This window comes from Streptomyces calidiresistens (assembly GCF_014141525.1).
Taxonomy (GTDB): domain Bacteria; phylum Actinomycetota; class Actinomycetes; order Streptomycetales; family Streptomycetaceae; genus Streptomyces; species Streptomyces calidiresistens.
Genome location: NZ_VKHS01000136.1, coordinates 1 through 9,195, shown reverse-complemented (window position 1 = coordinate 9,195; position 9,195 = coordinate 1). Strand labels below are relative to the sequence as shown.

The 9,195-nt window shown below is 74.3% G+C and carries 7 protein-coding genes; 4 read left to right on the top strand and 3 right to left on the bottom strand.

Translation table 11 applies throughout. The features are described from left to right. The first annotated feature begins 109 nt into the window (after positions 1 to 109). From FOE67_RS08585 to pheT, 4 genes are all read left to right on the top strand, one after another. Positions 110 to 997: a TrmH family RNA methyltransferase gene (locus tag FOE67_RS08585; protein ID WP_182662133.1), complete on the top strand. Its 888-nt coding sequence runs from the start codon at positions 110 to 112 to the stop codon at positions 995 to 997. A 141-nt stretch (positions 998 to 1,138) separates the two neighbouring features. Next, positions 1,139 to 2,218 (top strand): sensor histidine kinase, encoded by a 1,080-nt coding sequence (locus FOE67_RS08580; RefSeq protein WP_182662131.1) that lies wholly within the window; start codon positions 1,139 to 1,141, stop codon positions 2,216 to 2,218. Between the two features lie 132 nt (positions 2,219 to 2,350). Next, a complete protein-coding gene (gene pheS, locus FOE67_RS08575; RefSeq protein ID WP_182662129.1) occupies positions 2,351 to 3,511 on the top strand; it encodes a phenylalanine--tRNA ligase subunit alpha in 1,161 nt (386 codons plus the stop codon). Next, positions 3,511 to 6,039: a phenylalanine--tRNA ligase subunit beta gene (gene pheT, locus FOE67_RS08570; protein WP_182662127.1), complete on the top strand. Its 2,529-nt coding sequence runs from the start codon at positions 3,511 to 3,513 to the stop codon at positions 6,037 to 6,039. Before pheS ends, pheT begins: the two co-directional genes overlap by 1 nt. A gap of 55 nt (positions 6,040 to 6,094) precedes the next feature. Here the strand turns inward: pheT and FOE67_RS08565 are convergent, their stop codons facing one another. The 3 genes from FOE67_RS08565 to FOE67_RS08550 all read right to left on the bottom strand — a co-directional run bounded on the left by FOE67_RS08565 (position 6,095) and on the right by FOE67_RS08550 (position 9,042). Further along, positions 6,095 to 6,877, bottom strand: coding sequence for an SAM-dependent methyltransferase (locus tag FOE67_RS08565; RefSeq protein ID WP_182662137.1), 783 nt, complete (start codon positions 6,875 to 6,877; stop codon positions 6,095 to 6,097). Positions 6,878 to 7,093: 216 nt separating this feature from the next. Then, complete coding sequence (locus tag FOE67_RS28660; protein ID WP_323384503.1) at positions 7,094 to 8,047, bottom strand: peptidoglycan-binding protein; 954 nt, start codon at positions 8,045 to 8,047, stop codon at positions 7,094 to 7,096. Between the two features lie 134 nt (positions 8,048 to 8,181). Further along, positions 8,182 to 9,042, bottom strand: coding sequence for a 3-hydroxybutyryl-CoA dehydrogenase (locus FOE67_RS08550; RefSeq protein WP_182662125.1), 861 nt, complete (start codon positions 9,040 to 9,042; stop codon positions 8,182 to 8,184). Between the last annotated feature and the right edge of the window lie 153 nt (positions 9,043 to 9,195).

Below are 9,195 nucleotides of genomic sequence, written 5' to 3'. Positions count from 1 at the left end.
CCCCGTCCGGTGGTCCGCCGTCGCACCCCGTGCCGGTCGTCCCCCTCCGGCTGCGGCGGGCACGCCGCGACCCGGTCCGTCCAGCCCCGGAAGCGAGTTCCGAGTCACCATGCCCCCCGCCGTCGAGCTGACCTCCCCGCGTTCCCCGCGGATCCTCGCCGCCCGGCGCCTGACCCGCCGCGCGGCCCGGGCCCGGGAACGCCGTTTCCTGGCGGAGGGGCCCCAGGCGGTCCGGGAGGCCGCCGCCGCCCGTTCGACGGGAACCGACGGACCCGTGCTGCTGGACCTGCTCGCCACCCCGGAGGCGGCCGACCGCCACGCCGACCTCCTCGACCTCGCCCGCGCGGGGGGCAGCCGCGTCGCCGTCGCCGAGCCCGACCTGGTGGAGGGACTGTCGCAGACGGTCACCCCGCAGGGGCTGGTCGGGGTGTGTTCCTTCCTCGACCGCTCGCTGGACGCGGTCCTGGCCGCCCGCCCCCGCCTGGTGGCGGTGCTCGCACACGTCCGCGACCCCGGCAACGCGGGCACGGTGCTGCGCTGCGCCGACGCCGCCGGGGCGGACGCGGTGATCCTCACCGACGCCTCGGTGGACCCCTACAACCCCAAAGCCGTGCGGGCCTCCGCCGGCAGCCTGTTCCACGTGCCGCTGGTGGTGGGCGTTCCCGTCGCCGAGGCGGTGCGCGCGCTCGACGCCTCGGGCGTCCGCTGCCTGGCCGCCGACGGCGCGGGGGAGCGGGACCTCGACGCGGAGCTGGACGCCGGCCGCCTGGGCGGCCCTACGGCGTGGATCCTCGGCAACGAGGCATGGGGGCTCCCCCCGGAGACCCGGGCGCTGGCCGACGCCGTGGTACGGGTGCCCATCCACGGTCGTGCCGAGAGCCTGAACCTCGCGACCGCGGCGGCGGTCTGCCTCTACTCCTCCGCCCGGGCCCAGCGGGCCCCCGGCGGATGCCGCGCGGACGGGGCGAACCGGGCCGCCGGCCCGGACGCGACGTGATCGTTCCGCGGTCCTCCCCGGTGAACCACCCCTCCGGGTGATCCGGTTCCGCGAGCGGTTCCCGCCGGCCGCCGTGGCGGTAGGCTGACGCGGCGCGTGGGCCTGCCCGACCGGGCCCCGCGGGGGGAGGGGAGAGAGGGCATGGGAGCACCATCCGGCACGGAGGACGCAAGCCCGCGCCCCGACGACCTGCCGGACGGTCTGGTGATCGCGGATCACGAGGGGCTCGTCACCTGCTTCAACACGGAGGCCGGTCGGCTGACCGGCCTCGCCCCCGAACGGGCCCTCGGCCGCCCGCTGGAGGACGCCCTCCCACTGGAGGATCTCGACGGTCGCCCCTGGTGGCGGGTCACCGACCCCTACGGCGGCCTCGCGATCCGCCGGGGCCAGCCGGAACGGAACCTGCTGCTGCCCGGCGGCCGGGAGATCCTCGTGGCCGCCCGCTACGTCCGCCCCGCCCCCCGCACCGCCCCGGTCCGCGTGGTGATCACCCTGCGCGGCACCCGGGCCCGGCGGCGGATGGAACGCGGGAACGCCGAGCTGATCGCCACCGTCGCCCACGAGCTGCGCTCCCCGCTCACGTCGGTCAAGGGCTTCACCGCCACCATGCTGGACAAGTGGGACCGCTTCACCGACGAGCAGAAGCGGATGATGATGCAGACCGTGGACGGCGACGCCGACCGGGTCACCCGCCTGATCACCGAGCTGCTGGACGTCTCCCGGATCGACTCCGGTCGCCTGGAGATCCGCCGCGAGCCGCTGCGCCTGGAGGAGGCCATCCGGCGTCGGGTGGACGCCATGGTCGCGGCCGGGATCCCGGCCGAACGCTTCGTCGTCCGGACGACCGGTGAGCCGCCCCGCCTGTGGGCCGACCCCGTCAAGATCGACCAGGTGCTGGGCAACCTCCTGGAAAACGCCGTGCGACACGGCGCGGGAACCGTCACCATCGAAGTGGGGCCGGCGCCGTCGGCCCCGTCCGGCCCGGACTCCACGGCGGTCACCGTGGCCGACCGCGGCCCCGGCATTCCGGAGGAGACGATGCACCGGGTCTTCACCCGCTTCTGGCGCGGCAGCGGCCGCGGCGGCACGGGCCTGGGGCTGTACATCGTCAAGGGCATCGTGGAGGCCCACGGGGGCACGGTCACCGTGGGGCGGGCCCCCGGCGGCGGGGCCCGGTTCCGCTTCATCCTGCCCCCCGGGGTGCCGTCCTTCCTCGCCTGACGGGCCGGTGACCGGACCGGCGGACGGGGGGCGACCCGTAGACTCGTCACCGGTCCCGCCGTCGCGGGGCACGGCGCGCCACCGGGCAACCGGGCAACCAGGAACCAGCAACCAGGGGAACATCGAGAAGAGATGTCGGCACCCAACAAGTCCTACGACCCGGTCGAGGTCGAGGCACTGAAACCGGAAGCGGTCGAGCGGGCCCGCGAGGACGCCCTGGAGGCCATCGCGGGCGCGGGCGACCTGGAGGCGCTGCACGAGGTCAGGATCGCCCACGCCGGCGACCGCTCGCCGCTGGCGCTGGCCAACCGGGAGATCGGCGCGCTGCCGCCGAAGGCCCGTGCCGACGCGGGCAAGCGCGTCGGCCGGGCCCGCGGCGAGGTCAACAAGGCACTCGCCACCCGCCTGGCAGAACTCGAGGCGGAGCGCGACGAGCGGGTGCTGGTCGAGGAGGCGGTGGACGTCACCCTCCCCGCCCGCCGCGCTCCGCTCGGCGCCCGCCACCCGCTGACCACCCTCATGGAACGCATCGAGGACGTCTTCGTGGCCATGGGCTACGAGGTCGCCGAGGGGCCCGAGGCCGAGGCGGAGTGGTTCAACTTCGACGCCCTCAACATCGCCCCCGACCACCCGGCCCGCAGCGAGCACGACACGTTCTTCCTCCACGCCCCCGGGGCCGGCGCCGAGGGTGCCGAGGGGGCGGCGGACGCCGCCGACGGTCCGGGCTCCGGCGTGGTGCTGCGCACCCACACCTCCCCGGTGCAGATCCGCTCCCTGCTGGACCGCGAGCCGCCGGTCTACGTGGTGTGTCCCGGGCGGGTCTTCCGCACCGACGAACTCGACGCCACGCACACCCCCGTCTTCCACCAGGTCGAACTGCTGGCGGTGGACGAGGGGCTGACCATGGCCGACCTGCGCGGCACCCTCGACCACATGGTGGGGGCGCTGTTCGGGGCCGACATCCGCACCCGCCTGCGCCCCAACTACTTCCCCTTCACCGAGCCCTCCGCCGAGATGGACATGGTGTGCTACGTGTGCCGGGGGGACTCGGTCGGCAACCCCGATCGCCCCTGCCGCACCTGTTCCAGCGAGGGCTGGATCGAACTGGGCGGCTGCGGCATGGTCAACCCGCGCGTGCTCACCGCCTGCGGCGTGGATCCGGAGCGCTACAGCGGCTTCGCCTTCGGATTCGGCATCGAGCGGATGCTGATGTTCCGCCACAACGTCGAGGACATGCGAGACATGGTCGAGGGTGACGTCCGCTTCACCCGGCCCTTCGGAACGGAGATCTGATGCGGGCCCCGCTTTCCTGGCTCCGGGAGTACGTCGACCTGCCGGCCGGCACCACCGGCCGCGAGGTCGCCGCGAAGCTGATCGCCGCCGGCCTGGAGGTCGAGACCGTCGAGCGCGTCGGCGCCGACCTCACCGGCCCCCTCGTGGTCGGTCGGGTCCTGGGGATCGAGGAACTCACCGAGTTCAAGAAGCCGATCCGGTACTGCTCCGTGGACGTCGGCCCCGCGGGCGCGGAGTCCGGCGAACCGCAGCGGATCATCTGCGGTGCCCGCAACTTCGTCGTCGGCGACCTCGTCGTCGTCGCGCTGCCCGGCGCGGTCCTGCCCGGCGGTTTCGCCATCTCCTCCCGCAAGACCTACGGGCGGGTCTCCGAGGGCATGATCTGCTCCGCCGCCGAGCTCGGCATGGGCGACGACCACAGCGGCATCATCGTCCTGCCGCCCGGTCACGAGCCCGGCGACGACGCGATCGACCTCCTCGAACTCCGCGACGAGATCCTCGACATCGCCGTTACCCCGGACCGGGGCTACTGCCTGTCGCTGCGCGGTCTGGCCCGCGAGACCGCCACCGCCCACGACCTCCCGCTGCGCGACCCGGCACTGTTGGACGTGCCGGTGCCCAACGAGGACGGCCACCCCGTGCGGGTGGAGGACCGAGCCGCCTGCGGTCGGTTCACCGCCCGCGTCGTCACCGGCGTGCGGCCGGACGCCATCACCCCGGTCTGGATGCGTCGTCGGTTGGAGAAGGCCGGCATGCGGGCGGTCTCCCTGCCGGTGGACATCACCAACTACGTGATGCTGGAGCTGGGCACCCCCCTCCACGCCTACGACCGCGACCGCCTGGAGGGCGGGATCGGCGTGCGGCGCGCCCGGGAGGGCGAGGAACTCGTCACCCTCGACGGTGTCAAGCGCGCCCTCCACCCCGAGGACCTGCTGATCACCGACGCCCGGGGCCCGATCGGCCTGGCCGGGGTGATGGGCGGCGAGGAGACCGAGGTCCTCGCCCCCGAGCGCGACCCGGAGACCGACGAGTGGCGCGGTACCACCACGATCGTGGTGGAGGCCGCCCACTTCGCCCCGATCGTGATCGCCCGCACCGCCCGTCGCCACGGGCTGGTCACCGAGGCGTCCAAGCGCTGGGAGCGCGGGGTGGACCCCGAGGCGACCGCCGCCGCCGCGCAGCGCGCCGTCGATCTCCTGGTCGGTCTGGCCGGTGGCACGGCCGACCCGGGGGTCACCCATGTCGGTGTCCTGGGCGTACCGCGCACCGTCCTCCTCCCCGCCGACCACCCCGACCGCGTCGCCGGCGTCGCCTACGGTCGGGAGACCGTCGCCCGATCCCTGCAACGGGTGGGGTGCGATGTCTACGGCACGGACGAACTCACCGTCACCGTCCCCAGCTGGCGACCCGACCTGACCGACCCCAACGACCTGGCGGAGGAGGTCATCCGGCTGGAGGGCTACGAGAACCTGCCCTCCACGCTGCCCCGGCCGCCGGCCGGTCGCGGTCTCACCCCGCGACAGCGTCTGCACCGCCGGGTCGGTCGCGCGCTGGCGGGTGCCGGCTTCGTCGAGGCGCCGTGCTACCCCTTCCTGGGAACCGCCGCGCTGGACGCCCTCGGGCTGGAGGCCGACGACCCGCGCCGCCGTACCGTGACGCTGGTCAACCCGCTCTCCGAGGAGGAGCCCCACCTGCGCACCACGCTGCTGCCGGGGCTGCTCGCGGCGCTGCGCCGCAACGAGGGGCGGGGCAACCACGACACCGCCCTGTTCGAGACCGGCCTGGTCTTCCTCCCCGGCGGGGACGAGACCGCCGCGCCCCGGCTGCCGGTGGACCACCGTCCCGACGCCGATGCGATCGCCTCCCTGGACGCCGCGCTGCCGCACCAGCCGCGGCGGGTCGCCGCGGTGCTCGCCGGACTGCGCGACCCCGCCGGGTGGTGGGGTCCCGGACGCCCGGCCGACTGGGCGGACGCGGTGGAGACCGCCCGTCTGGTGGCCCGGGAGGCGGGGGCCGTGATCGAGGTCGTCGCCGACCGCCACGCACCCTGGCACCCCGGCCGCTGCGCGGCGATCCGGGTCACCGTGGACGGCGGGACCCTCGTCGTCGGCCACGCGGGGGAGCTCCACCCCCGGGTCATCGGGGCCCTGGGACTGCCCGACCGCACCTGCGCGCTGGAACTGGACCTGGATCTGTTGCAGCGGGCCTCCGAGGGGCCGGTGCGCGCCCCCGGTGTGCCGAACTTCCCGCCGGCCACGCGCGACGTGGCGCTGGTCGTGGACGCCTCGGTGCCGGCCGCCCGGGTCGAGGAGGCCCTCCGCGAGGGAGCCGGTGATCTCCTGGAGTCCCTGCGGCTGTTCGACGTCTACACCGGCGAACAGGTGGGGGAGGGGCGCAAGTCGCTGGCCTGGGCCCTGCGCTTCCGGGCCCCGGACCGCACCCTGACCGCCGAGGAGACCGCCGCCGCGCACGAGGCCGCGGTGGCCGCCGCGGCGGAACGCACCGGCGCCGTGGTGCGCGGCGCCTGACCCGCCCGACCGGTGGGCACCGGGAACTCCCGGGGCCCACCGGCGGAGGGCCGCGTCAGGGCTTGCGGGCCACCCCGCCCGCCTGCCCGATCTCGTGCGGTTCCGAGCCGTCCCGGGAGGGTTCCGGCCGCCACAGCGGCACGGAGACCACCCCCGGCTCCACCGGCTCCAGGCCGTCGAAGAAGCTCCGGAACTCCTCCATGGTCCGCAGCCGGTAGGGAATGGCGCCGCTCTCGTTGTACGACCGCTGGGCCTCCGCGTAGACGGGGTCGATGTCGGTGCCCTCGTTCAGGCACAGGTAGCTGCCGGAGGACAACCCCCCCATCAGGTCCCCCACGATGGACCGGGCCTCCTCCATCGTCTCCACGTGCCCCAGGATCCCGCTGAGGATCAGGGCCACGGGGCGATCGAGGTCCAACCGCTCCCCGGCGGCCCGCAGGATCGCCCCGGGATCGCGGAGGTCCGCCTCCACGTAGCTGGTTTCCCCCTCGGGGGTGCTGGTGAGAAGGGCGTTGGCGTGCATGAGCACCAGGGGATCGTTGTCCACGTAGACCACCCGGGCGTCCGGGGCGACCCGCTGGGCCACGTGGTGGGTGTTGTCCGCCGTGGGCAGCCCGGTGCCGACGTCCAGGAACTGGCGCATTCCCGCGTCGCGGGCCAGGAAGCGGATCGCCCGTCCCAGGAAACGCCGCGATTCCCGGGCGATCTCCACGATGCCGGGGAAGACCTCGCGGTACCGGTCCCCGGCGATCCGGTCCACCTCGTAGTTGTCGGTGCCCCCCAACCAGTAGTTCCAGATCCTCGCCGAGTGCGGCACCGAGGTGTCGATCTTCGACACCGGGTCCCGGCGCGGGTCGGACGACTCCGTCACGTGATCATCTCCTGCCGTTCCGCCGATCGGGCGGCCGGCCCGGGGGCCCGGGTGCGGGCTCCGGGACGCCGACCGGCCCCGGACCCCCGATCGTAGGCGTCCTCGCCCCCCGGTGCCGCTTCCCGACGGTGTCGGGGCGGGTTCCGCGCGCCCCGGTCCACCGGTTCGGCGGAGCGGTCCCGGTCATCCCCTCGGCACCCGCAGCCGGTCCCAACTCGTCCGTCCGGGGATGCCGTCGGCGTCGGCGCCGGTGAAACCCAGCTTGCGCTGCCAGGCCGCGTAGGACCGGCGATCCGCCTCGGACCACCGGGGGCCGGGACCCACCCGGTAGTGGGAACAGCCCTCCTCGACCAACCGACGGCCCATGCGGGTGATGATCGGGGAGTCGGTGCCGACCCGGAAGAACGAGGCCCCGGGGAACGGCTCGTGGGAGACGGGGGCGGATCGCTGCGCGGGAATGGTCAGGCGCTGACCGGGGTGGATCGTGTACGGGGCGGGGATGCGGTTGGCCTGCGCGATCTGCTGCCAGGTCACCCCGGGGTACGCCGTGGCGATGCCGGAGAGCGTCTCCCCGGCGCGCACGGTGTGGGTGGTGCTCCCGCCGGACCCGCCCGAACCCCCGCCCGACGGCCGGGGCGCGCCGGCGCGCACCCACGAGGTCAGGGCGGGGCCCGGGCAGGCGGTGGCGAAGCCGTCGGCGTGCCGGGCGATCTCGTCGCCCGCCGGGCCCTCCCCGCGGCAGTGCTCGATCGCGTCCCGCATGCCGTGGAGTTGGGCGTCGGGCGGTTCGGTCAGGCCGGAGGCGCCGAGCAGCGCGCAGACCGCGTAATGGGCGTCGTTGAGCGAGGTGTTGCCGTTCGCCGCGTTCCGACGCTCCAGACCGCGCCCCTCGTAGACGGTGCCGTGGGTGCAGACCACGAAGGAGTAGGCGATGTCGGACCAGCCGTTGCCGTCCATGTGCTGGGCCTGCAACGAGCGGACGTAGCCGGGGCAGCCGTCGTGCGGCCGGTCGGAGTAGGCGGTGCCCAGGTAGTGCACCTTCACCCCGAGTCGGGCCCTGCCGTACGGAGTCGCCCCGGCGGGGGTCCGAAAGGCACGCGCACCCCACCCGGACCGGGACACCAGGTCCATGTCGATCTCTCCTCGGGTCGTCGGGCGATCGTCGGTCGCGCGGCGTACGGCGGGAGATGCCCCGGGGGCCGGTGCTCATGCCGCACTGTCGGCCCAAGCGGGGCTAATTACTCCGAAGGGGTGAAATCGACGTGTGGAAATCAGGTGTAGAGGTAGAAGCCCGCGCCGGTCTTGCGACCCAGGCGCCCGGCCGCGACCATGCGCTGCAGGAGCGGGGGCGCGGCGTACAGGGGCTCCTTGAACTCCTCGTACATCGAGTCGGCGACCGAGGCGACGGTGTCCAGCCCGATCAGGTCCGCCAACCGCAGCGGCCCCATGGGGTGGGCGCACCCCAGCTCCATGCCGTTGTCGATGTCCTCCCGGCTCGCGGCCCCGGACTCCACCATCCGGATGGCCGACAGCAGGTAGGGGATCAGCAGCGCGTTCACCACGAAACCCGAGCGGTCGGCCGCCCGGATGGCGTGCTTGCCGAGCACGTCGGTGACCAGCGTCTCCGCCCGGGTCACCGTCTCCTCGGAGGTGGTCAGGGCGGGGATCAGCTCCACCAGCTTCTGGACCTGGGCGGGATTGAAGAAGTGGATGCCCACCACCTGACCGGGCCGGGAGGTGGCCACCGCCAGCTTCACCAGTGGGATCGAGGAGGTGTTGGAGGCCAGGATGGCGTCCGGCCGGGTCACCACCTGGTCCAGAACCTGGAAGATCTCGGTCTTGACCTGCTCGTTCTCCACCACGGCCTCGATCACCAGGTCGCGGTCGGCGAACTCGCCCAGGTCGGTGGTGAAGCCCAGCCGGGCCTCCGCGGCGGCCCGCTCCTCCTCGGTGAGCTTGCCGCGTTCGGCCGCCCGGGCGAACGAGTTCGCCAGACGGCTGCGTCCCAGCTCCAGGGCCTCACCGGTGGTCTCGGCGACCTTCACCTCCAGCCCCGCCCGTGCGCAGACCTCGGCGATGCCGGCGCCCATCTGGCCGCATCCGACCACTCCGACGCGCTTGATGTCGGTCACTCCGTGCCCCTTCGCTGTTCGGGAAAGCGGCGGCGGGCGGGATCACCGGCCCGTCGCACCGCCCCCGACGGTACTCGGTCGGGGACGGCGGACACGCGAAGGGGTTCCGGCGGGGAACCCGCCGGGGCCGCCCCGACCGGGTGGGACCCGATC

Excerpts from the sequence above, each read along its gene's own strand:
- FOE67_RS08585 (WP_182662133.1), top strand. The coding sequence starts at position 110 with ATGCCCCCCGCCGTCGAGCTGACCTCCCCGCGTTCCCCGCGGATCCTC.
- FOE67_RS08580 (WP_182662131.1), top strand. The coding sequence starts at position 1,139 with ATGGGAGCACCATCCGGCACGGAGGACGCAAGCCCGCGCCCCGACGAC.
- pheS (WP_182662129.1), top strand. The coding sequence starts at position 2,351 with ATGTCGGCACCCAACAAGTCCTACGACCCGGTCGAGGTCGAGGCACTG.
- pheT (WP_182662127.1), top strand. The coding sequence starts at position 3,511 with ATGCGGGCCCCGCTTTCCTGGCTCCGGGAGTACGTCGACCTGCCGGCC.